This window comes from Streptomyces sp. NPDC098101 (assembly GCF_044760185.1).
In the GTDB taxonomy this organism is placed as follows: domain Bacteria; phylum Actinomycetota; class Actinomycetes; order Streptomycetales; family Streptomycetaceae; genus Streptomyces.
The window spans coordinates 61,604-83,374 of sequence record NZ_JBIWAS010000006.1 but is presented as its reverse complement, the minus strand read 5'-3'; the positions used below and the strand labels follow the sequence as shown (position 1 = coordinate 83,374).

Below are 21,771 nucleotides of genomic sequence, written 5' to 3'. Positions count from 1 at the left end.
CTTCCATCCGCCGCAGCCCGGCGCACCGTTGACGCGAGCCGCGCGGAATCCTATGGTCTCCCATAGGATTCTTTTGCGGGCTCAGGACAGGAGCGGGCGATGACCACGGAGCAGGCCAGGAAGACGGCCGAGGCGCTCACCTACAGCACCGGTTTCGGCAACGAGCACAGCTCGGAGGCGATCCCCGGCGCGCTGCCGCACGGCCGCAACTCGCCGCAGCGCGCGCCCCTCGGCCTCTACGCCGAGCAGCTCAGCGGCAGCGCCTTCACCGAGCCGCGGTCGCACAACCGCCGCTCCTGGCTCTACCGGATCCGCCCGTCGGCCGCGCACCCGCCGTACGCCCGGATCGACAACGGCGCGCTGCGCGGCGCCCCCTTCACCGAGACCGTGCCCGACCCCAACCGGCTGCGCTGGAACCCGCTGCCCGACCCGGCCCCCGGCACCGACTGGCTGGCCGGTCTGTGGACGCTCGGCGGCAACGGCGACGCGACCCAGCGCACCGGCATGGCCGTGCACCTCTACCACGCCAACGCCTCCATGGAGCGGGTCTTCGGCGACGCGGACGGCGAGCTGCTGATCGTCCCCGAGCGCGGCGGCCTCCTGCTCCGCACCGAGCTGGGCCTGCTCGCCGCCCGCCCCGGCGAGGTCGCGCTGATCCCGCGCGGGGTCCGCTTCCGCGTCGAACTGCTCGACGAGACCGCCCGCGGCTACGTCTGCGAGAACTACGGCGCCCCCTTCCAGCTCCCCGACCTCGGCCCGATCGGCGCCAACGGCCTGGCCAACGCCCGGGACTTCCGGGCCCCGGTCGCCGCCTACGAGGACGTCGAGGGTCCGGTCGAGGTGGTCAACAAGTACTGCGGCAACCTCTGGTCCGCGACGTACGGGCACTCCCCGCTCGACGTCGTCGCCTGGCACGGCAACCACACCCCGTACGTCTACGACCTGCACCGCTTCAACGTCATCGGGACGATCTCCTACGACCACCCCGACCCGTCGATCTTCACGGTCCTCACCTCGCCCACCGACACCCCCGGCCTGGCGAACGTGGACTTCGTGGCCTTCGCCCCGCGCTGGCTGGTCGGCGAGGACACCTTCCGGCCGCCGTACTTCCACCGGAACGTGATGAGCGAGTACATGGGCCTGATCGAGGGCGCGTACGACGCCAAGACCGCCGGAAAGGGGGGTTTCGTGCCCGGCGGCGGCTCGCTGCACAACATGATGTCCGCGCACGGCCCCGACCGGGAGACCTTCGACAAGGCCAGCGCCGCCGAGCTGAAGCCGCAGAAGATCGACGACGGCCTGGCCTTCATGTTCGAGACCCGCTGGCCGGTGACCGCGACCCCGCAGGCCGCGAACGCCGACCATCTGCAGAAGGGGTACGACGACGTGTGGCAGGGTCTGGAGCGCCATTTCCGGCCGTAACGTCCCGGCCGTAAGTTCGTAGCCTTCGTACGGAGGACCCGTGACCGCCTTCGCTCCCGATTCGCTGGTCCTGAACCGCAAGCTGCCGCTCTGGTACCAGGTCTCGCAGTCGCTGCGCGCCTCGATACTGGGCCGCACGCCCGACGCCTCGCTGCGGCTGCCCACCGAGGAGCAGCTCGCCGCGCACTACGGCGTGAGCGTGCTGACCATGCGCCAGGCCCTCAAGGAGCTGGAGGAGGAGGGCCTGATCAGCCGGCACCGGCGGCGCGGCACCTTCATCGAGCCGGGTGCCCGCCGCTCCACCCCGCGCCGGCTGCTCGGCTCGATCGACGCGATCGTGGCCCAGCAGTCGGGCGAGCGGACGACGGTCCTCGGGCACGGCGCCGAGCCGGTGCCCGGGGAGCTCGCGGAGTACTTCCCCGACGTGCCCGAGGTCGTGGCGTACCGGCGGCTGCGCAGCGACGGGGAGAGCGGCGAGCCGACGAACTGGGCGGAGAACGCGGTGCTCCCCGCGCTCGCCGCCGCGATCGACCCGGCGGACCTGGAGCGCTGGCCGATGACGAAGGTGCTGCGGGACGTGGTCGGGGTGCGGATCAGCCGCATCACGGACACGGTCGAGGCCCGCCTCGCCGACCCGGAGACGGCGGGCCTCCTCCGGGTCCCGCTGCTCTCCCCGATCCTCCACTACACGGGCGTGACCTACGACGAGGACGGCCGGGTCGTCGACGTGGCCCGCATCCGCTACCGCGGCGACCGCTTCTCGTTCACGGTCACGGTCGAGGCGCACTGACGCCCTGGAGCCGCACGGACGGCGGTCATTAACATGCGGGGCGTGACCGATGACGCCCGGCCGCAGGACGCGCCCCTCCTCGACGAGCTGATGCCGTGGTCCGTGGCCCCGCCGCGGTTCGGCCGTTCCTGGATCGTCGCCCCCGACGCGCGGACGCTGCGGACCCGCTGGGACCGGCTCGTGGCCGCCGAGGGGGCCGAGCGGGAGGCGCTGTTCCGGCCCAGCCGGGCGCGGACCCCGGCGAGCGCGGTGGCCTCGCTGCCCGGACAGCGCACCGGGACCGTGCGGTTCGCGCGCGAGGCGGGCCCGTGCCCGACGCCGGTGCGGGTGGCGCACGGGCCGTTCGACGAGCAGTGGCTGCTCCCCGACCACCGGCTGATCGACACCGCCCGGCCGGAGCTGTGGCGGGTCGCCGGGGAGCCGCAGCTGTTCGCCGTCGAGCAGGGGTACGTGCCGGGGGCGGCCGGGCCCGCGCTCCTGGTGACGGCCGCGCTGCCGGAGGGCTCCCCGGCGGGCCGCCCGGGCCGGATCCGGCCGCTGTTCCGCCGCCCCGGCGGCCACGAGCCCAACCTCGCGCCCGGACTCCTGGACTTCCTCCGGCGGCGGTACGGGCAGGAGGCCGACGCCCTCGACTGGCTGGCGTGGACGGTGGCGGCGGCCCGCCCCTCCCCCGCCGGGTGCCGCGTCCCCCTCCCCGCGGGCCCGGAGGTCTGGACGGCGGGCGTGGCGCTCGGCCGGGACCTCCTCGACGTGCAGCTGCGGGGCGCCCTGAACGGGACGAAGCCCCGCCTTCCGGGCGGCCGCCGCCCCTACGTGCGGGCCGCGGTCCCCGCCCGTCCGACGACGATGGCGTACGACTCCGAGGACGAGGCCCTGGTCCTCGACGGGGGCCGGATCTCCCCCGTACCGGCGGAGGCCTGGGAGTTCCGGGTGGGCGGGGCGCGGGTCCTGGAGCAGTGGTTCGCGCGCCGGACCGCTCCGGCGGAGCCCGGCTCGCTGGAGGCGATCGGCCCGGCCGCCTGGCCGCAGGAGTGGACCTCGGAGCTGCTCGACCTGATCACCGTGCTCGCGCTGCTCGGGGCACGGGAGCCGGAGCGGGCGGCCCTCGCGGCACGGGCGGCGGAAAACTCGAAAAACGCGGCGGACGGGGAAGGCACGGAGGACGGCGCGACGGCGCTGCGGGCCGCCGGGGTGCTGCCGCCGCCCGCCCGGGCCCGCCGCCCCGCGTCCGTACTGGACCACCGGGAGGAGGGCCCGGAGGGGCAGTTCGTGCTGCTGTGACCGCGGCGGGACGACGGGGGCCGGGTGACGCGTCCCCTGATGACAGGGGCCGGTCCGGCAGGGTAGGCAGGGCGGTCATGAGCACTCAGCCACTCCCCCTCGAAGGAATCACGGTCGTCGCCGTCGAGCAGGCCGTCGCCGCGCCCTTCGCCACCCGCCAGCTCGCCGACCTCGGCGCCCGCGTCGTCAAGGTCGAGCGCCCCGACGGCGGCGACTTCGCCCGCGGCTACGACACCGCCGCCCGGGGCCTGGCCTCCCACTTCGTGTGGTGCAACCGCGGCAAGGAGTCGGTGGCGATCGACCTCAAGGACCCCCGGGGCCTGGCCCTCGTCCGGCGGATGACGGCCGGCGCCGACGTCTTCGTGCAGAACCTCGCGCAGGGAGCCGCGGCCCGCCTCGGCCTCGACGCCGCCACCCTGTGCGCCGCGCACCCCCGGCTGATCGCGGTGGACGTCTCCGGATACGGGGCGGAGGGGCCGTACGCGCACCGGCGGGCGTACGACATGCTCGTCCAGTGCGAGGCGGGCCTCGTGTCGGTGACCGGGACCCCGGAGCAGCCCGTCAAGTCGGGCATCCCGGCGGCCGACATCGCCGCCGGGATGTACGCCTTCTCGGGCGTCCTCGCCGCGCTCGTGCGGCGCGGCACGACCGGCCGGGGCGGGCCGGTGGAGGTCTCCCTCCTCGACGCGCTGGCCGAGTGGATGGGGCATCCGCTCCACCACGGGGCGCACGGGGGCGAGGCCCCGGCGCGCACGGGGCTCGCGCACGCGGTGATCGCCCCGTACGACGCCTATCCGACGGCGGACGGGGGCCTGGTGCTGCTCTCCGTGCAGAACGACCGGGAGTGGCGGCGGCTCGCCGGGCAGGTGCTCGGGCGGCCCGGCCTCGCCGACGACCCGGCCTTCGCGACGAACGCGGCGCGGGTGGCGGGGCGCGCGGCGACGGACGCGGCGGTCGCGGCGGCGCTGGCCCCGCTGACGGCGGAGGAGGCGCTCGCCCGGCTCGACGCGGCGGGCATCGCCTGCGCCCGGCTCAACTCGGTGGCGGAGCTGGCGGACCATCCGCAGCTGACGGCCCGTGACCGGTGGCGGGAGGTGGAGTCGCCGGTCGGGCCGCTGCGGACGCTGCTCCCGCCGATCGTCTTCCCGGACGCGCCGGAGCCCCGGATGGACCGGATCCCGGCCCTGGGGCAGGACACGGACGCGGTGCTCGCGGGGCTCGGGCTGCGGGAGGCGGAGGTGAAGGAGCTCAGGAACGCGGGCGTGGTCGCCTGACGGGCCGGCGAGAACAGCCGGTACGGACACGACGAACGCCGGACGGGCGGGGACACGTCCGGCGGAGTCGTGGTCGGGGCCGTACGGGCGGCCGGGACCCGGGCGGGCTAGCGGCGGGTGCCGAAGAGGGAGCGGCGGAGTCGGCGGAGCGGTGCGAAGAGCGAGACCCGGGCGCTGCGGCTGCGGTGGCCGTGCACCGGCGTCTCGTGCGTACGCGTCGTCAGTTCCCTCATCAGCAGGGTCGCCTCGGCCACCTCGCGCTGGGGCACGGCGGGTCCGCCGAGCACCGCGAGATGACGGTCGAGCCGCGAACTGGTCGCGCTGCTCCCGCAGGTGATGGCAGGCACTCGCGGCCTGCTGCGCATTGCTATCTGTTCCATGTCACTCCCCACCCGTACAAGGGCACCCGACCCGGGCAGGTTAACCCTATCGCCCCGTCATGACACCCGTGTATCCCGGCGAGGGGATTCAACGCACCCGTACGGGGGTTGACGGTCACCCTCCGAATACGTGTGATTCCAGGGCGAGTTGGACAGGGCTCGAACACCTGTCGAACCGTCACGAACCATCCTGCACTCCGGAGTGCCCCCCGGAGGCACGGAGGCCCGTGTGATCTCCGCCACCAAGATCCAACGACGGGGTCCGGCAGCCGGTCCGGTGCGGGCCGGGAGCCGGGAGGGCCCTCCTCGGCTACCGTGGATCCATGACGGTGATCGCGGGTCGTTACCGGCTTCTGGACGTCCTGGCCGAGGGGGCGACGGGCACCGTCTGGCGCGCCCTGGACGAGACGGACGGCCACGAGGTGGCCCTCAAGGATTCCCGGGTGCCGCCCGGACTCCCGGCGGACGAGGCGCCCCTGCTGCACGCGCGGCGGGAGCGCGCGGCGCGGGCCGCCGCGCGGGTCTCCCACCCCTCCGTCGCACGGGTCCTCGGCGTGGTCACCGAGGACGGCCGGCCCTGGGTGGTGACGGAGCTGGTCCGGGGCCTCACTCTCGCCGAGACCCTGGAGGCGGGCGGGCCGCTGCCCGCGCGCGAGGCCGCGCGCGTCGGCGCCGAGGTCCTGGCCGGACTGCGGGCGGCCCGGGAGGCCGGCGTCCCCCACCCGGGCGTGCGGGCGGAGCACGTACTCCTGGGGAACGACGGCCGGGTGGTCGTCACCGGCTTCGGCGGCGCGCCGGAGGACGACGCGGGCCCGGCGGCGGAGCTGCGCTCCCTGGGGGCGCTCCTGGAGACGGCCGCGGACGACCGGTCCGGGCCGCTGGGCGCCGTGATCGACGCGCTCCTGGGCGAAGGGCCGGAGGACGCCGTGACGGCGGACCGGGCCGAGCGGGAGCTGCGCCGGGTGGCGGGCGGCGGCGCACGGACGCCCGCGGGCGGCGCACGGACGCCCGCGGGCGGCGCGGGGGCGGACGGGGACGGCTCACGGAAGGACGCGGGGAGCTCGCGAAAGGGTACGGGCGGCTCGCGGAGGGACGACGACGCACCACGTACCGGACCCGGACCCGCCCCGCGCCCGAGCGCCCACGGCGACGGCGAGAACACGGCCTCCGCGCACGGCGCTCCGCCCGCCCGCAAGCGCGGGGCGCCCCGCCGGGTCCCCGTCCTGGTGGCCGGGATCGTCGGGGCGCTGCTCATCGTGGGGGCGCTGGTCTACCACGTGGTGCGGGACGACGGGCCGGGCGCCGGTCCGGGTGCGCCGGGCGGTGTCACGAGCACCGTTCCGGCCGGTCCCGGCGCCACGGGGGCGGACGGCGTACCGGCTACACCGCGTTCCTGAAGGGCGGCAGGTAGCCGCCGGACTGTCCGGCGGCGGTCGGGTGGTACGACTCGCCGATGTTGAGCCAGTTGACGCTGTGCAGCCAGGCCGAGCCGGAGCAGATCTCGTGTCCGGTGAAGGCGGAGACGACACTGGCGAAGGTGTAGCCGTGGTCGGCGGCGCGCTTGGCCACGGCGGCGTTGAGGTGGTCGGAGGCTCCGTTGATGGCCCGGCGCTCGCCCTCGCTCAGGCCGGCGACGCAGGTGCCGTTCAGCTGGTAGAAGCGCGGGTAGCCGAGGACGACCACACGGGCGTTGGGCGCCTTGTTCCTGATCGCGTTGTACACGGAGTCGAGCTTGCCGGGCAGGGTGGAGTCGACGTAGGCCTTGGCCTGATTCACGCGATTGACGCAGGTGGACTCGGACTGGAGCACACAGGTCGTCATGACGTCGGCGAAACCGGCGTCATTTCCCCCGATCGTGAGAGAGACCAGGTCGGTGGCGGCCGAGAGCGGTCCCAGCTGATTCGCGGTCACATCACCCGTTCGGGCGCCCGAGCAAGCGGTGAAGGCGAACGAGGAGGGGGCGTTCGCGTTCTTCCAGAGGACCGGGTACGCCTTCGTGGAGCGCTTGCAGGAGCCGCTGGCGCTGTCGTAGCTGCCGGCTCCCACGCCGGAGGAGTACGAGTCGCCCAGCGCCACGTAGTCGAGGGCGGCGCTCTCCGCGGCCTGGGCGGCGCCCGCCCCGGTGAGGGCGAGGACGGCGCCGAGGAGGAGCGAGGAGGAGAGGGCGGTGAATCGGGACAGTCTCATGGAACCTCCCTGTAGCAGGATCTCTGCGTTACCAGGTAGTAGCAGCGGATCCGCCGCCCCGGAAGTGTCCATGTCAAAACTGGGGGTGAACTTCCTTCGATCCTCCGTCATGGACCATCGAAATCCAGCCAGTAGAGGAAGCGGACGCTCCACTCCCGCTTTTCGCCTCGCGAAACCCCGGGATCGCGACACGTTCACACATCAATGCACAGGAGTACGCCCTTGCCCCACCACCCTCCGACGCATCGTCGGATTGATCGAATCCGACCGGGCCGAGCGCGTATCCGACCGCTGAAGCTCCGTCAAACTACGGAAAAGCAGGCCACAGATCCGGGACTTGCCATACAGTCCCATTCATCAATACCGTCGTACATCTCACCCGCACCGGTCCATCATGCAAAGCGGCTCAGGGGAGGGCTCTAGCGTCGCGGTGGTTCCGGTGGGGGCGCGGTAGGGGGGTGCCGTGCTCGGTGTTCGAACGTGCGCCGAGTCGCGGGTACCGCGCGGCCAGCCATGCCAACTCGCCGGTCCCGCAAGGTGATCGTTTCCGCGCGGAATGGCGAGAACCCCCCTTTCGAACCGGACACACCATCGGACCGCCCAAGGGGTGGGCGGCCCACCGGACGAGAGGGAAAAAAGACCCATGAGCTCGTTCCTGCGCCCGGCCGCCACGGGCCAAGAATTGACCGAGCCGAGTCGAATAGCCGCCCAGTACCGGGCCATCACCTCGCATCTGGCGATCGCTCCGCCGGTGAGTGTGGTCATTCCCGCGATGAACGAGGCCGAAAATCTTCCGTACGTCTTCAAGACGCTGCCGGACTGGATTCACGAAGTCGTCCTCGTCGACGGAAATTCCACCGACAACACGGTCGACGTCGCCCGTGAACTCTGGCCGGACGTCAAGGTCGTCAAGCAGGTCGGAAAGGGCAAGGGCGACGCGCTGATCAGCGGTTTCGCCGCCTGCACCGGTGACATCATCGTCATGGTCGACGCGGACGGCTCGGCCGACGGCCAGGAGATCGTCTCCTACGTCTCCGCCCTCGTCGGCGGCGCGGACTTCGCCAAGGGATCCCGTTTCGCCAACGGCGGCGGCACGGACGACATGACGACCATCCGCAGACTCGGCAACTGGGCCCTCTGCACGCTCGTCAACCGCAAGTTCGGCGCCCGCTACACCGACCTCTGCTACGGCTACAACGCCTTCTGGCGCCACTGCCTCGACAAGATCACCCTCGACTGCACCGGATTCGAGATCGAGACCCTGATCAACATCCGGGTCGTCAAGGCCGGCCTCAAGGTGCAGGAGGTGCCGAGCCACGAGTACAACCGCATCCACGGCGTCAGCAACCTCAACGCCGTGCGCGACGGCATCCGGGTCCTGAAGGTCATCCTCAAGGAGAAGTCCCTCGCCAAGGCGGCCCGCCGCCGGCCCGCCCCCTTCTCGGTGAACGTCCCCCGGGGAGAGGTGTCTTGAGCGACGGCACGTCCCCACACGGCTTCTCGGTGGTCGTCTGCGTCTACACGGAGGACCGGTGGGAGGACATCCTCGCCGCCGTCGACTCCGTGCGGAAGCAGTCGCTGCCGCCGCTGGAGACGCTCCTCGTGGTCGACCACAACGAGCGCCTGCGCGCACGGCTCGCCGAGGAGTACGCGGACGCACGGCTCCGGGAGGAGGTGCGGGTGCTCGCCAACGCGGGCCCCCGCGGCCTCTCCGCCGGCCGCAACACCGGAATCGCCGCCGCCCGCGGCGAGTTCGTGGCCTTCCTCGACGACGACGCCGTCGCCGAGCGGGACTGGCTCCACCACTTCGCCGCCGCCTACGACGACCCGCGCGTCATGGCCGTCGGCGGCCGGACCCTGCCCGCCTGGGCGTCCGGCCACCGCCCGGCCTGGTTCCCCGAGGAGTTCGACTGGGTCGTCGGCTGTACGTACCGGGGCCTGGCCCCGGGCCGCGTCCCCGTCCGGAACGTGCTCGGCGGCAACGCCTCCTTCCGCCGTACGGCCTTCGACGCGGCGGGCGGCTTCGCCACCGGCATCGGCCGGGACGGCGACCGGCGGCCCCTGGGCGGCGAGGAGACCGAGCTGTGCATCCGGCTCTCCAAGGCGCTGCCCGAGGCGGTGCTGCTCATGGACGACCGGGCGGTCATCCACCACAAGGTGCCCGCCGCCCGCGAGCGCTTCGGCTACTTCCGCACCCGGGTGTACGCCGAGGGGCTCTCCAAGGCGCTCGTCGCGCGGAGCGTCGGCGCGCAGAAGGGCCTGGAGTCCGAGCGGCGCTACACCACCCGGGTGCTGCCCGCCGGCGTCCTGCGCGGAGTGCGCGACGCGCTGCGCGGCCGCTCCGGCGGCGCGGGCCGCGCCGGGGCCATCGTCACCGGGGTGGCCCTCGCGGCCGGCGGCTACGCCCTCGGACAGCTGCGGGCCCGCCGCTCCGGCACCACCTTCTCCTGGGGCCCGATCGAACGCACCGACGAGCGCGCCGACGAACACATCGATGGACGCGCCGGCGAACACGCCACCGGACGCGCCGCCGGACGGAGCGGTAACGAAGCCGCCGAAGAGGTGGCCTCGTGACGGGCGCCTCCGGGAACACGCCCGTCCCCGTCCTCATGTACCACGCCGTCGACCGGGACCCGGCCCCCGCCGCCCTCGGCCTCTCCGTCACGCCCGGGGCGTTCGCCGCGCAGATGGCGGCGGTCGCCGAGCGGGGGTTCACCCCGCTGACCACGGCCGGGCTCGCCGCCGCCTGGCGGGACGGGACGCCGCTGCCCGCCCGGCCGCTGCTCGTCACCTTCGACGACGGCTACGAGGGCGTGCACCGGCACGCCCTGCCGGTGCTCGCGAAGCACTCCTTCGCGAGCACCGTCTTCGTCTCCACCGGCTGGCTGCGCGGCAAGCACGACGGGGGCGGCGCCCTCGACACCATGCTCGACTGGGCACAGGTGCGCGAACTGGCCGACGCGGGAACGGAGATCGGCGGCCACAGCCACAGCCACCCGCAGCTCGACCAGCTCGACGCGGAACGGCTCCGGTTCGAGACGCTGCGCTGCCGGGAGATCGTCGGCGAGGAACTCGGCACCGCGCCGGTCTCCTTCGCCTACCCGTACGGGTACTCCAGCCGGCGGGTCCGCCGGGCGGTCCGGGAGGCCGGGTTCGCCCAGGCGCTCGCCGTCGGCAACGCGCTCGCCCGCCGCCGCCAGGGGCCGTACGCCCTGGAACGGGTGACCGTGCGCCGGTCCACCGGCATCGAGGAGTTCGTCCGGCTGATCGAGGGCCGCGCGATCGCGCGGAACTTCGCGGCCGACCGGGCCCTGACGAAGGGGTACGCGCTCGCCCGGCGCGCCCGGGGCGCGCTGCGCGGCCACTGGATCTGACGTACCGCCACTCCGGCGACCGGGGGCGCGCCCCGCCCAAAAGACGGTGCGCCGCGCACCCGGTTGCCGGATCATGGGCGCCATGGCTGACACCCCACCGGTACCGTCCGCACCGCAGCGGTCGCTGCCGATCCGGCTGAACCTCGACGACAGCGACTCGCCGTCGGACGTCGTCGACGCGCTGTTCCTCGGCCGCTTCGCGACCGGCGAGCAGCCCCACTCCCACAGCACCACCCTGGACCGGGTCAAGCCGGAGGCCACGCTGCTCCCGGCGGGCGCGCGCGTGCTGCGGGCCTCGAAGGACGACGACCGCAGCGCCCTGCTCGCCGAGGGCGAGGGCTGGACGCTCCTGGTCTCCCGCTGGAACCGGGGCGCGGACGTCACGGTGACGGCCACGGACGCGGAGCTGGCGACGCGGATCCTCGGCGAGGCCACGGAGGGGGCGAAGGACGAGCCGGAGCCGCAGCCCGAGAACGTGACGATGGGCTTCTGGTACGTGTCGCCCCGGCGCGGCCCGCACCGCACCACCCGGCAGATCAGCGCCGGGACGTGGGAGGAGGTCCGGCCCAACTACGCGGCGCCGGTGGCCGATTCCATGGACCGGCTGATGAAGGTGACGCCCGACTCCATCGCGGGGCGCCTCCTGCTGCTGCACGGGCCGCCGGGGACCGGCAAGACGTCCGCGCTGCGGACCCTGGCGCGGTCCTGGCGGGACTGGTGCCAGGTGGACTGCGTCCTCGACCCGGAGCGGCTCTTCAACGACGTCGGCTATCTGATGGACATCGCCATCGGGGAGGACGAGGGCACGGCGAAGGGCCGCTGGCGGCTGCTGCTCCTGGAGGACTGCGACGAGCTGATCCGGGGCGAGGCGAAGCACACGGCGGGGCAGGCCCTGTCCCGGCTGCTGAACCTGACGGACGGCCTGCTCGGGCAGGGACGGAACGTCCTGGTCGGGGTCACCACCAACGAGGACCTGGAGCGGCTGCACCCGGCCGTGGTCCGGCCGGGCCGCTGCCTGGCCCGCATCGAGGTGGGGCCGCTGAGCCGGGCCGAGTCGGTGGCGTGGCTCGGGCGCGAGGAGGACGTGCCGCGCGAGGGCGCGACGCTGGCGGAGCTGTTCGCGCTCCGTCGCGGCACGCCCCCGGCGGACCTTCCCGAGCCCCGCACGGCGGGGGCGGGGCTGTACCTGTAATCAGGGGCTGTATCTGTGACCAGGGGTTGTACCTGCAGCCAGGGGTTGTACCTGTAGCCAAAGGTCGCATCTGTGGCCAGGGGCTACAGGAGTGGCGCTCTTCCGGGGGCGCTAGCTGTCGTACGCCGCCCGCAGGGCCTCGCTCATCGCCGCCTCGGCGGCCTCGCGGCTGAGGCCGAGGCGGCGGGTCTCCTCGGCGTACTGGGCGGCGGCGCTGGCGGCCCGGCGGCTCGCCGCGTCCCCGGCGGCGGCGACGAAGGTCCCGTGGCGCCCGCGCGTCTCGATGACCCCGTCCGCCTCCAGCGCCTTGTACGCCTTGGCGACCGTGTTCGCTGCGAGCCCCAGCTGCTCCGCGAGTCCCCGTACCGTCGGCAGTTTGTAGCCGACCGGCAGTCCGCCCGACCGGGCCCGCTCCGAGATCTGGGCACGCAGTTGTTCGTAGGGAGCGGTGGTGGATTCGTGGTCCACGACGATGGTGAGTGTCACCCGCCGATTCTGCCCCCACCCCGCCGGAAAAGGGGAGGCGGCGGTGCGCGCTCTGCCCGTAGCGTGCGCCCACATGACTGTGATCGTCCGTGATGTACGGCCCGGGGACGCCGAGGGCTACGCCCGTGTCCGCCGTGCCGCCCTCCCCTTCATGCTCGCGACCGCGGAACAGTTCCTGTTCGACTGGGCGCACGCCCATCCCGGGAGCCACGCGCGCCCGTTCGTCGCCGTGGACGGGGACGGGGACGGCGAGGTCGTCGGAACCGTCCAGCTGCGGATCGCCCACGACTCGCCGGAGCCGGGCATCGGCTCCCTCAACGTGTACGTGGACCCCGCCCACCAGGGGCGCGGCGCGGGGACGCTGCTGCTGCGCGCCGCCGAGGAGCACCTGGCCGCGCACGGCGCGCGCACCCTCTACAGCTGGGTCCTGGACGCGCCGGAGCACCGGGGCTGGGCGGAGCGGCGGGGGTACTCCCCCAGTCGCTCGGCCCACTTCCTCCGGCTCGACCTGGCGGGGGCCGGGCTGCCGCCGCTCCAGGCGCCGCCCCCGGGCGTCGAGCTGGTGACGGCCGAGGACTTCGCGGCCGATCCCCGGCCGCTGTTCGAGCTGGACGCGGTGACGACCGCGGACGAGCCGGGTGACGTGTCGGTCGCGATGGACGACTACGCGCACTGGCTGGAGACCACCTGGGAGCACCCCCTCCTCGACCGGACGCTGACGACGGTCGCGGTGGTGGACGGGGTGCCGGCCGCGTTCAGCGTGGCGCAGACGGACGGTCTCGGCCGGTACAACACGGGGATGACGGGCACGGCGCCGGCCTTCCGGGGCCGGGGGCTCGCCAAGCTGGTGAAGAACGCGTCCCTGCACCGGGCCCGGGAGGCGGGCTGTACGGAGGCGTTCACCGGGAACGACACGGGCAACGGGCCGATGCTGGCGATCAACCGGTGGTTCGGGTACGCGATCGCGGCGACGGAGGTGCGGCATGTCCGGGCGCTCGGTTGAGGTCACCCTGACGAAGGCGGGCCGGACGAAGATCCGCTATCCGGCCGAGGTGCTCGTGGCGGAGCCGGGCCGGCTCTCGGTGCGCGCGCCGTGGGCGGCCGAGGGGGTGCGGGACTTCGGCTTCGTGCGGTTCGAGCCGGGCGACGTCTTCGTGGAGCACTACTGGCGGGACCGCTGGTTCACGGTCAAGGAGGTGTGGTCCGCCGACGGCTCCCTCAAGGGCTGGTACTGCGACGTCACCCGGCCGCCCGTGATCGGCGGGGCCGGGGTGGTGGTCGAGGACCTGGACCTGGACCTGTGGGTGTCGGCGGACGGCAGCGAGGTGCTGCGGCTCGACGAGGACGAGTTCGCGGCGAGCGGTCTCGCCGCCTCCGATCCGGAGGCGGCGGCCCGGGCCGTCGCCGCCCTCGACGAGCTCGCGGCGCTCGGCCGGGCCGGTCTGGTCGACCTGCTGGACGGGCCCCGGTAGGGGGCGCGTCAGCGCAGCTCGACGTCCGTCTTCTCGGTGGCGAGGAAGCGGGGCAGCGGCAGGCCCGTCCCGCTGAGCTGCAGGAGGGTGGCCTCCACGCGGGCGGCGCCGGGGACGTAGGCGGGGTCCTTCACCACGGAGCTGTTGGTCCAGGTGTGGAGGTGTCCGTCGCAGACGGCCCGGGTGCCGCCGATGCCGGTGGAGCGGTCTCCCTGGACGAGGGTGGAGCTCACGAAGACGGGGCCCGCGCTGTCGTCCAGGCACCGGTAGGTGCCGGAGAGGGTGACGGTGGCGTCGTCGGCGACGGTTCCGTACGCGTCGACGAAGAGGCCGTTGGTGAAGTGGCCGTCGCGGACGGAGGCCCCGGTGGGCCGGTCGGCGGCGTGGTGGCCGTCGGCCCCTCCCGCGTGGGCGAGGGGGGCGACGGCGGCGGTGAGCAGGGCGGCTGCGGCGAGAACGAGCCGGACGCGCATGAGGGGGGTCCCTTCGGGGTGGGGGATGGTACTGCCCGCCAGGGATACCCGGATCCGGCCGTCAGATGGCCGAAGTTCATCCCTTCGGTGGGGAGGGGGCCGGGCGCCGGGGGAACGCCCGCCGCAGGAGCGGCCAGGTGAGCAGGACCGCGACGACCGCGTACACGGTGATCGAGAACGGGGTGTTCACGAGCCCGGTCAGGGCGCCGTCGCTGATCTGGAGGGCGCGGCGCAGTTGCTGTTCGGCGGCCGGTCCGAGGATGACGCCGATGACGGCGGGCAGCACCGGCAGGCCGTAGCGCCGCATCCCGAGGCCGATCAGGCCGATGACGAGCAGGACGACCAGGTCGAGCGCCTCGCCGCCCACCGCGTACGCGCCGACGGCGGCGAAGAAGAGGATGCCGGCGTAGAGGTACGGGCGGGGGATGCGCAGCAGCTTGGCCCAGACGGGGGCGAGCGGCAGGTTGAGCGCGAGCAGCAGCACCATGCCGACGAAGAGCGAGGCGATCAGGCCCCACACGAGGTCGGGCTCCCGCTCGAAGAGCAGCGGTCCGGGCTGGATGCCGTACTGCTGGAACGCGGCCAGCATCACGGCGGCGACGGCGGTCGTGGGCAGGCCGAGGGTCAGCATGGAGACGAGCGTCCCGGCGGCGGAGGCGGAGGCCGCCGCCTCGGGTCCGGCGACGCCCTCGACGGCGCCCTTGCCGAACTGCTCCTTGTGCTTCGAGAGCCGCTTCTCGGTGACGTACGAGAGGAAGGTCGGGATCTCGGCGCCGCCGGCCGGGATGGCGCCGAAGGGGAAGCCGATGAACGGGCCGCGCAGCCAGGGCTTCCAGGTGCGCTTCACGTCCTCCCGGCCCAGCCAGGGGCGGCCGACCGGGATGGCCTCGCCCGCCGTGCGGCGCAGGTGGGCGGCGACCCACAGGGCCTCGCCGATGGCGAAGAGGCCGACCGCGACGATGACGACGTCCACGCCGTCGGCGAGCTGGAGCGAGCCGAAGGTGAGGCGCTGCTGTCCGGTCATCGAGTCCAGGCCGACCAGGCCGATGGTGAGGCCGATGAGCAGGGAGGCGAGGCCGCGGACGCGGGAGGAGCCGAGGACGGAGGTCACCGCGATGAAGGCGAGGACCATGAGGGCGAGGTAGTCGGGGGCGCCGATGTCGACGGCGAGGGCGGCGACGGTCGGGGCGAGGACGACGAGCAGGATCGTGCCGATCATGCCGCCGGCGAAGTGGCCGACGGCCGCGGCGGCGAGCGCCTGCGCGCCCCGGCCGGCCTTGGCCATCGGGTTGCCCTCGATGGCGGCGACGACGGCCGCGCTCTCGCCGGGGGTGTTGAGCAGGATGGAGGTGGTGGAGCCGCCGAACATGGCTCCGTAGTAGATGCCGGCGAACATGATGAAGGCGCCGGTCGGGTCGAGTCCGTAGGTCACCGGGAGCAGCAGGGCGACGGCCATGGCGGGGCCGATGCCGGGCAGGACGCCGATGGCGGTGCCGAGGAGCACGCCGAGGGCGGCCCAGAGCAGGTTCGCCGGGGTGAGGGCGGTCCCGAAGCCGTCGATGAGGGAGTTCAGGGAATCCACGGGTCAGATCACTCCCATCAGGGGGCCGCCGGGCAGCGGGACGCCGAGCAGCCGGTCGAAGACGACGTAGGTGAGGAGCGACAGGCCGGCCGCGATCAGCGGGTCGCGGGGGAGGTGGCGGCTGCCGAGGGCGTGGGCGGCGCCCCAGAAGAGGAGGGCGCCGGCGACGGGGAAGCCGACGGGGCCGATGAGGACGGCGAAGCCGAGGAAGACGCCGGCCAGGAGCAGGACGGTGCGCCGGTCGGCGGGTTCGGTCAGGTCGACGTCCTCGCCGCCCTCGGCCTCGCCGCGGCCGCCGCGCAGGACGTCGACGGTGAGCAGGACGGAGACGACGAGGAGGCCGCAGCCGACGACGAGCGGCACGGTGGCGGGGCCGACCGGGCCGCGTCCGGTGACGGTGTCGTCGAGGGTGAGGGCGTCGGTGAGGACGAGGACGCCGAGGAGGAAGAGGAGGGCTCCGACGCCGAGTTCGGAGCGTCCGCGCAGCCAGGGGGGAACGGTCGGCTTCGTGCGAACGGTCGGCTTCACAGTCCCAGCTCCTTCAGTACGGAGGCGACGCGCCGGTCCTGCTCGGTGAGGAAGGCGCCGAAGCGCTCGCCGGGGAGGAAGGCGTCGTCCCAGCCGTGGGTCTTCATCGACGCGCGCCACTGCGGGGAGCCGTGCAGGGCGGTGACGAGGGCGACGAGCTTGTCGCGCTCGGCGTCGGAGAGGCCGGGCGGGGCGACGATGCCGCGCCAGTTGGTGAACTCGGTGTCGAGTCCGGCCTCGCGGAGGGTGGGGGCGTCGAGGCCGGGGACGCGCTTCGGGCCGGTGACGGCGAGCAGGCGCAGCTCGCCGGCCTCGATCTGGTCGAGGTACTCGCCGACGCCGGAGACGCCGAAGGCGACCTTGTTCCCGAGGATGGAGGCGAGGAGTTCGCCACCGCCGTCGAAGGGGACGTAGTTGACGTCCTTCGGGGAGATCCCGGCGGCGCGGGCCATCAGCATGGGGGCGAGGTGGTCGGGCCCGCCGGGCGAGGAGCCGCCGCCGACGGGCAGCTTGCCGGGGTCCTTCCGCCAGGCCGCGAGCAGGTCCCGGATCGTCTTGTACGGGGAGTCCTTGGCGACCACGACGATGTCCTGCTCCTCGGTGAGCCGGGCGATCGGGGTGGTGTCGGCGAGGGTGATCGGGGTCTTGTTGGTGTGGACGGCGCCGACGACGCCGAGGCCCATGGACATCGCGAGGCGCCCGTTGCCGCGTTCGCCGACGAGCCGGGTGAGGCCGACGGTGCCGCCCGCGCCGGGCAGGTTGAAGACCTCGACGTCGCCGGTGAGTCCGGCTTCCTCGGCGTTCTTGGCGGCGGTGCGGGCGGTGATGTCGTAGCCGCCGCCGGGGGTGTTGGGGACCATGAGGCGCAGGCCGGGGATCCGCGTGCCGGTGTCGGAGCCGCTGCCCGGGCTGAGCAGCGGCGGACCCACCAGCACGAGCAGCGCCGCTCCGAGGAGGGCGAAGGGGGTGCGCAACCGCACGTGTGCCGCCTCTCAGGTAGGAGGGAAAGGGGGTGTGAGGTGGCCCACATGTTGCCCGCGCGTGAAGAAGCTGTCTCTCTTCCGCAACCAACGGACGTTGTGGTCGTTGTGGTCGGGACCTAGCGTGGGTCGGCGTGACGAAGGTGCTGGTGGTCGACGACGACTTCATGGTCGCCAAGCTGCACTGCCGCTACGTGTCGGCGGTGGCGGGCTTCACGGTGGCCGGGGTCGCGCACAGCGGCGCCGAGGCCCTGCGCGCGGCCGGGCGGCTGCGGCCCGATCTGGTGCTGCTCGACGTGTTCCTGCCCGACATGGACGGCGTCCGGGTGCTGCGGGAGCTGCGGGCGGCGGGGCACGCCACGGACGCGCTCTTCATCACGGCGGCGCGGGACGCGGGGACGATCCGCTCGGCGCTCCGGGCGGGGGCGCTGCACTATCTGATCAAGCCGTTCAGCCAGGCGGCGCTGCACGAGCAGCTCCGCCACGTGGCCTCGCTGCGCACCCGCCTCGACGATCTGGACGAGGCCCGGCAGGAGGACGTCGACCAGATCTTCGGCGCCCGCCCGCGCGGCTCCCGCGAACTCCCCAAGGGCATCGCAGCCCCCACCGCCGACCTGGTCGACGCGGTCCTCCGCGCCCACCCGGAGGGCCTCTCGGCGACGGAGTGCGCCGAGGCGGGCTCCCTGTCCCGCGTCAGCGCCCGCCGCTACCTCGAATACTTCGCGGAAACGGGCCGCGCGGAGGTCACCCTCCGCTACGGCGGCACGGGCCGCCCGGAACGACGGTACCGGCGGCTGGGCTGACGGGGGCCGGCCGGGACGGTTCCTCAGCCGTCGCTTAGTGGCTCCTTAAAGGGGCCCTAAGGATGGGCCTCTGCCGGTTCTCCTGGGGGTTTTCGGGGTTTCGGGGGGCTAGCTTGCTGGGCAACCCCCCTTGCTCGTCCCCGTGAAGGAGCTGTCCTCCCATGACCTCTCGTCGTTCCGCCGCAGTCGTCACCGTCGGTACCGTGCTGGCCCTGTCCGGGCTTTCGGTCGCGCCCGCGTTCGCGCACGGGTCGATGACGGATCCGGTGAGCCGGGTCTCGGCCTGTTACGCGGAGGGGCCGGAGTCGCCGCAGTCGGCGGCCTGCAAGGCGGCGGTGGCGGCGAGCGGGACGCAGGCGTTCTACGACTGGAACGCGGTGAACATCGCGAACGCCGCCGGACAGCACCGGCAGCTGATCCCGGACGGCAAGCTGTGCAGCGCGGGCAACGACAAGTACCGCGGGCTCGACCTGGCCCGGGCCGACTGGCCGGCGAGCAGGCTGAGCTCCGGGGCGCACACCTTCCACTACAAGGGGACCGCGCCGCACAAGGGCTCGTTCGAGCTGTACGTGACGAAGGACGGGTACGACCCGTCGAAGCCACTGAAGTGGTCGGACCTGGAGGCGAAGCCGTTCCTGACGGTGACCGACCCGGGGATGCAGAACGGCGACTACGTCTTCCAGGGGACCGTGCCGAAGAAGTCCGGCCGCCACCTGATCTACTCGATCTGGCAGCGCTCCGACTCCCCCGAGGCCTTCTACACCTGCTCCGACGTGGTGTTCGGGCAGGACGGCGGCTCTCCGGCGCCGAGCGCCTCCGCGCCCACCGACGAGCAGATCCAGGACGGCAAGGACCAGTCCTCGGTCGAGCACGGCGGGCACGGGGACGACGACCCGGCGACCGGCGCCGGGGACACGGGCGCCGGGACCGAGGGGACGGGCGAGAAGACGGGCGAGGGGACGAAGGCCCCCGCGCCGTCCTCCGCCGCGCCCGCCGAGCCCAACGCGCCCGCGCCCGCCGGGACCTCCGGTTCGGGTGTGGAGCTGGCCGAGACGGGCGGGGACTCCAGCACCCCGTACCTCGCGATCGGCGGCGCCGCCGTGCTCGCGGCCGGTGCGGCCGTGCTCTTCGGGACCGCCCGGCGCCGCCGGGCCTGAGCGTCCGGTCGCCGCCCGGGCGGTTTCCCGCTCCCGGGCGGCGACCCGCGCGTCAGGCGTTGTCCGCCGCGCCGGCCGTTCTCGTGTGCCGCACCACGACCGAGGCCGCCAGGGCGACGACGGCCACGGCGCCCAGGAGGGCCAGCGCCTTCGCCCAGGCGGACGTGGCGCCGAGGCTGCCGCTCAGCAGATCGGCGGTGCGGGCGGTCGCGACCCCGTGGAGGGCGATGACGGCGACGCCGAGGCCCGCGGCGGCCGCCCAGGCCACCAGGGTGTCCCGCGCCGCGAGCCATGCGGCGCCCACCAGGCAGAGCACGGTGACGACCACGGACAGCGTCTCCGCGTCACCGCCCGCACGCAGGCCCGTGAGGTCCGTCGGCAGGTGGACGAGACCGCAGGCGGCCAGGGCGAGCGCCGCCGGCCAGCGCAGTACCGACCGCAGCGCCGGGGAGGTGCTGTGGCTGCCGGGGCCCATGGCCAGCGCGCCGTCCAGGGGCGACCGGGTCCGCCGCGCGGCGCCCCGGGGGCGCTTGGGGGCGGCGGGAGCGGCGGCGTCCGGGGCGGCGGCCCGGGCGGCCGGCGGAGCCGTGTCCTCGGTGCCGAGGATGCCGACGAGCCGCACCACGTCCTCGATCGGCCGCCCCACCGCCGCGGCGCGCAGCGTGGTCTCGGCCTCGTGGAGGTCGTACCCGGAGGCGTTCAACAGGACGACCAGTTCCCGTACTTCGTCCAGGGGGCGGGTGACGGCGGCCGCGCGGAGCGCCACGTCGGCGGGGCTGGAGAGCTCACCGGTCTCCTGGAGCCGGGCCACGAGCGCGGCGACCTCCTCCACCGGGCGCTCGGTCGCCGCCGTGGTCAGGAGCGTGCGGACCGCCTCGTCACCGGTCTCGCCGTCGAGCGTGTCAGCGGGCGCGTCGCCGGTCCCGTCGTCGGGCGCGTCCCGCTCCGGGGTTTCCCCGGCGGCCCCGGTCTCCTCCGGTGCCTCGTCCACCGGCGGCTCCGGTACGGCTCCCGCGAAGGGGCGTATCTCCGCCTCCGCTTCCGCTTCCGTGCCGTCTTCTGCGGGCTGGGTCTGGGGCAGTTCGGTGGTCATGTGTCACAGGCTCCGTCCGTGAACGCCCCTCGGGCGTCCACCATGGCTGTCTCGCGATGCGCAAGAAACGCACACCTGATGACAATTAGTGCTCATTCCGTGACACTGCGCCATCAGAGGGCGTGTCCATTGGGCCGACGGAGCGAAGACGAGCGCGGCCGGGGCCTCTCCCGAGGGCCCCGGCCGCGTACCGGGCGCTCCGCTAGCCGACCACGGAGAGGCAGGTGGTCGGAGTCGCGCGGGCCGGGTCGAGGGCGTTGGCGACCTCGTGGAAGGTGACCCGGTCCACCGTGCCGATCGCCACGTGCTCGGACAGGTCGAGCGCGCACTTGTCCTGGATGAGGACGTTGGTGACGTTCGGGCCGCTCAGGAACTGCGAGCGGTACGGCGTGACGACCTCGTCGTACTTGGTCGCGATGACGTGGTAGCGGACCCCCGGCACGGTGTCGCCGCCCTGGTTGAGCTTGGTGACGAAGGGCGAGCCCGCGACCTGGTCGGCGAGGCCCGGGGTGCTGGAGCTGATGAGGTCCTCGACCCCGGGGAAGTACGGCAGGAGCCCGGTGAGGCCGAGCAGGGTGGTGCCGTGGCTGTTCGGGGCGATGCCGACCAGCGCGTTCACCTTGTCGGCACCACCGAGGAACTTCAGGTACCAGCGGGGCATCATCCCGCCCTGCGAGTGTCCGACGAGGTCGGCCTCGGGGGCGCCGGTGGCGGCGAGGACCCGGTCGACGTAGGTGGCGAGCTGCCCGGCGGAGGCCTCGACGGGACCGAGGCCGTGGAAGAAGGCCACGCCGGGGAGCTGCCCGTAGTCGAGCGAGAAGACGCAGTACCCGCGGTTGACCAGGTACGGCGCGAGGCCGAGCCAGTTGTCGACGGAGTTGCCGAAGGTGCCGTGGACGAGGACGACGGGGCGCGGGTGCGCGGCGGAGGGCTTGCAGGAGAAGTCGTTCCAGCCACGGCTGGGCGCGGCAGCGATGGTTCCGGCCCGGTCGGGGGCGGCGGAGGCGGCGGTGGGGGCGAGGGTGGCGGCGGCGGTCAGCAGCAGGACGGACAGCGCTCTGACGGCGTGCTTCCAGGGCAGCATCGGGCGATCTCCTTGCGGCTCAAGGGGAAAGGTGGGGTGCTACGCCCTGCGGTCCGGACCACAAGTGGGGATGCGCTTCAGCCAAGCTACGCACGGGTAGCCTCGACTGGGAAGTTACGCGTCGGTAAAAAGTGATGCGCCGTCATGACCATCTGATAATGCGGCAGTTGAGGATGGGGCCGCGCCGGGACACGGGAAGGCCCCGGCACCGAA

Annotated in this window: 22 protein-coding genes; 13 read left to right on the top strand and 9 right to left on the bottom strand. The window is 73.7% G+C overall.

What is annotated here, in order from left to right:
- Positions 1–99: 99 nt before the first annotated feature.
- The 4 genes from hmgA to ACIQVI_RS25835 all read left to right on the top strand — a co-directional run bounded on the left by hmgA (position 100) and on the right by ACIQVI_RS25835 (position 4,767).
- Complete coding sequence (gene hmgA / locus ACIQVI_RS25850) at positions 100–1,422, top strand: homogentisate 1,2-dioxygenase (protein WP_403599951.1); 1,323 nt, start codon at positions 100–102, stop codon at positions 1,420–1,422.
- Positions 1,423–1,462: 40 nt separating this feature from the next.
- Positions 1,463–2,212, top strand: a complete 750-nt coding sequence (locus ACIQVI_RS25845; protein ID WP_351970271.1) for a GntR family transcriptional regulator — start codon at positions 1,463–1,465, stop codon at positions 2,210–2,212.
- Positions 2,213–2,245: 33 nt separating this feature from the next.
- Positions 2,246–3,493 (top strand): type ISP restriction/modification enzyme, encoded by a 1,248-nt coding sequence (locus ACIQVI_RS25840; protein WP_403599947.1) that lies wholly within the window; start codon positions 2,246–2,248, stop codon positions 3,491–3,493.
- A gap of 77 nt (positions 3,494–3,570) precedes the next feature.
- Complete coding sequence (locus tag ACIQVI_RS25835) at positions 3,571–4,767, top strand: CaiB/BaiF CoA-transferase family protein (RefSeq protein WP_351970269.1); 1,197 nt, start codon at positions 3,571–3,573, stop codon at positions 4,765–4,767.
- 107 nt (positions 4,768–4,874) lie between these two features.
- On the opposite strand, the gene ACIQVI_RS25830 is transcribed toward ACIQVI_RS25835, so the two are convergent.
- On the bottom strand, positions 4,875–5,147 hold the full coding sequence (locus tag ACIQVI_RS25830; RefSeq protein WP_121834013.1) for a hypothetical protein: 273 nt from the start codon (positions 5,145–5,147) through the stop codon (positions 4,875–4,877).
- 323 nt (positions 5,148–5,470) lie between these two features.
- Here ACIQVI_RS25830 and ACIQVI_RS25825 point away from each other — a divergent pair, with 323 nt between their 5' ends.
- Positions 5,471–6,544: a protein kinase gene (locus ACIQVI_RS25825; RefSeq protein WP_403599943.1), complete on the top strand. Its 1,074-nt coding sequence runs from the start codon at positions 5,471–5,473 to the stop codon at positions 6,542–6,544.
- Here the strand turns inward: ACIQVI_RS25825 and ACIQVI_RS25820 are convergent.
- Positions 6,528–7,334: an SGNH/GDSL hydrolase family protein gene (locus tag ACIQVI_RS25820; RefSeq protein WP_403599940.1), complete on the bottom strand. Its 807-nt coding sequence runs from the start codon at positions 7,332–7,334 to the stop codon at positions 6,528–6,530. The two genes, ACIQVI_RS25825 and ACIQVI_RS25820, sit on opposite strands and share 17 nt — an antisense overlap.
- A gap of 643 nt (positions 7,335–7,977) precedes the next feature.
- On the opposite strand from ACIQVI_RS25820, the gene ACIQVI_RS25815 reads away from it, so the two are divergent.
- The 4 genes from ACIQVI_RS25815 (at position 7,978) to ACIQVI_RS25800 (ending at position 11,900) form a co-directional block, all read left to right on the top strand.
- Positions 7,978–8,808, top strand: a complete 831-nt coding sequence (locus ACIQVI_RS25815; RefSeq protein ID WP_351970266.1) for a glycosyltransferase family 2 protein — start codon at positions 7,978–7,980, stop codon at positions 8,806–8,808.
- A complete protein-coding gene (locus tag ACIQVI_RS25810; protein ID WP_403599936.1) occupies positions 8,805–9,908 on the top strand; it encodes a glycosyltransferase family 2 protein in 1,104 nt (367 codons plus the stop codon). The genes ACIQVI_RS25815 and ACIQVI_RS25810 overlap by 4 nt, the downstream gene beginning before the upstream one ends.
- 35 nt (positions 9,909–9,943) lie before the next feature.
- Entirely contained in the window at positions 9,944–10,708 is a 765-nt protein-coding gene (locus ACIQVI_RS25805; RefSeq protein WP_403600556.1) for a polysaccharide deacetylase family protein, read from the top strand.
- Positions 10,709–10,781: 73 nt separating this feature from the next.
- Positions 10,782–11,900, top strand: a complete 1,119-nt coding sequence (locus ACIQVI_RS25800) for a DUF5925 domain-containing protein (protein ID WP_351970264.1) — start codon at positions 10,782–10,784, stop codon at positions 11,898–11,900.
- Between the two features lie 111 nt (positions 11,901–12,011).
- Here ACIQVI_RS25800 and ACIQVI_RS25795 read toward each other — a convergent pair whose 3' ends face one another.
- Positions 12,012–12,386, bottom strand: coding sequence for a GntR family transcriptional regulator (locus ACIQVI_RS25795; protein WP_121833177.1), 375 nt, complete (start codon positions 12,384–12,386; stop codon positions 12,012–12,014).
- 73 nt (positions 12,387–12,459) lie between these two features.
- On the opposite strand from ACIQVI_RS25795, the gene ACIQVI_RS25790 reads away from it, so the two are divergent.
- Together ACIQVI_RS25790 and ACIQVI_RS25785 are read left to right on the top strand one after the other, a co-directional pair.
- Positions 12,460–13,389, top strand: coding sequence for a GNAT family N-acetyltransferase (locus tag ACIQVI_RS25790; protein ID WP_403599932.1), 930 nt, complete (start codon positions 12,460–12,462; stop codon positions 13,387–13,389).
- Positions 13,370–13,858 carry a DUF402 domain-containing protein gene (locus tag ACIQVI_RS25785; RefSeq protein ID WP_351970262.1) on the top strand — a complete coding sequence of 163 codons (489 nt, stop codon included), beginning with the start codon at positions 13,370–13,372 and terminating at the stop codon, positions 13,856–13,858. Before ACIQVI_RS25790 ends, ACIQVI_RS25785 begins: the two co-directional genes overlap by 20 nt.
- 8 nt (positions 13,859–13,866) lie before the next feature.
- Here ACIQVI_RS25785 and ACIQVI_RS25780 read toward each other — a convergent pair whose 3' ends face one another.
- The 4 genes from ACIQVI_RS25780 to ACIQVI_RS25765 all read right to left on the bottom strand — a co-directional run bounded on the left by ACIQVI_RS25780 (position 13,867) and on the right by ACIQVI_RS25765 (position 17,421).
- The gene (locus ACIQVI_RS25780; RefSeq protein WP_403599929.1) at positions 13,867–14,331 is read right to left on the bottom strand and encodes a DUF6299 family protein; all 465 of its coding nucleotides are present in this window, start codon (positions 14,329–14,331) and stop codon (positions 13,867–13,869) included.
- A 76-nt stretch (positions 14,332–14,407) separates the two neighbouring features.
- Positions 14,408–15,913 (bottom strand): tripartite tricarboxylate transporter permease, encoded by a 1,506-nt coding sequence (locus ACIQVI_RS25775; protein WP_403599926.1) that lies wholly within the window; start codon positions 15,911–15,913, stop codon positions 14,408–14,410.
- A 3-nt stretch (positions 15,914–15,916) separates the two neighbouring features.
- Entirely contained in the window at positions 15,917–16,441 is a 525-nt protein-coding gene (locus ACIQVI_RS25770) for a tripartite tricarboxylate transporter TctB family protein (RefSeq protein WP_351970259.1), read from the bottom strand.
- On the bottom strand, positions 16,438–17,421 hold the full coding sequence (locus tag ACIQVI_RS25765) for a tripartite tricarboxylate transporter substrate binding protein (protein WP_351970258.1): 984 nt from the start codon (positions 17,419–17,421) through the stop codon (positions 16,438–16,440). Before ACIQVI_RS25765 ends, ACIQVI_RS25770 begins: the two co-directional genes overlap by 4 nt.
- Positions 17,422–17,555: 134 nt before the next feature.
- Here ACIQVI_RS25765 and ACIQVI_RS25760 point away from each other — a divergent pair, with 134 nt between their 5' ends.
- On the top strand, positions 17,556–18,224 hold the full coding sequence (locus ACIQVI_RS25760; RefSeq protein ID WP_403599922.1) for a response regulator: 669 nt from the start codon (positions 17,556–17,558) through the stop codon (positions 18,222–18,224).
- Between the two features lie 161 nt (positions 18,225–18,385).
- Positions 18,386–19,381: a lytic polysaccharide monooxygenase gene (locus tag ACIQVI_RS25755; RefSeq protein WP_403599919.1), complete on the top strand. Its 996-nt coding sequence runs from the start codon at positions 18,386–18,388 to the stop codon at positions 19,379–19,381.
- A gap of 52 nt (positions 19,382–19,433) precedes the next feature.
- Here ACIQVI_RS25755 and ACIQVI_RS25750 read toward each other — a convergent pair whose 3' ends face one another.
- Together ACIQVI_RS25750 and ACIQVI_RS25745 are read right to left on the bottom strand one after the other, a co-directional pair.
- Positions 19,434–20,474, bottom strand: a complete 1,041-nt coding sequence (locus ACIQVI_RS25750; RefSeq protein ID WP_403599916.1) for a hypothetical protein — start codon at positions 20,472–20,474, stop codon at positions 19,434–19,436.
- Positions 20,475–20,676: 202 nt separating this feature from the next.
- Positions 20,677–21,558 carry an esterase/lipase family protein gene (locus ACIQVI_RS25745; protein WP_403599913.1) on the bottom strand — a complete coding sequence of 294 codons (882 nt, stop codon included), beginning with the start codon at positions 21,556–21,558 and terminating at the stop codon, positions 20,677–20,679.
- Positions 21,559–21,771 lie beyond the last annotated feature (213 nt).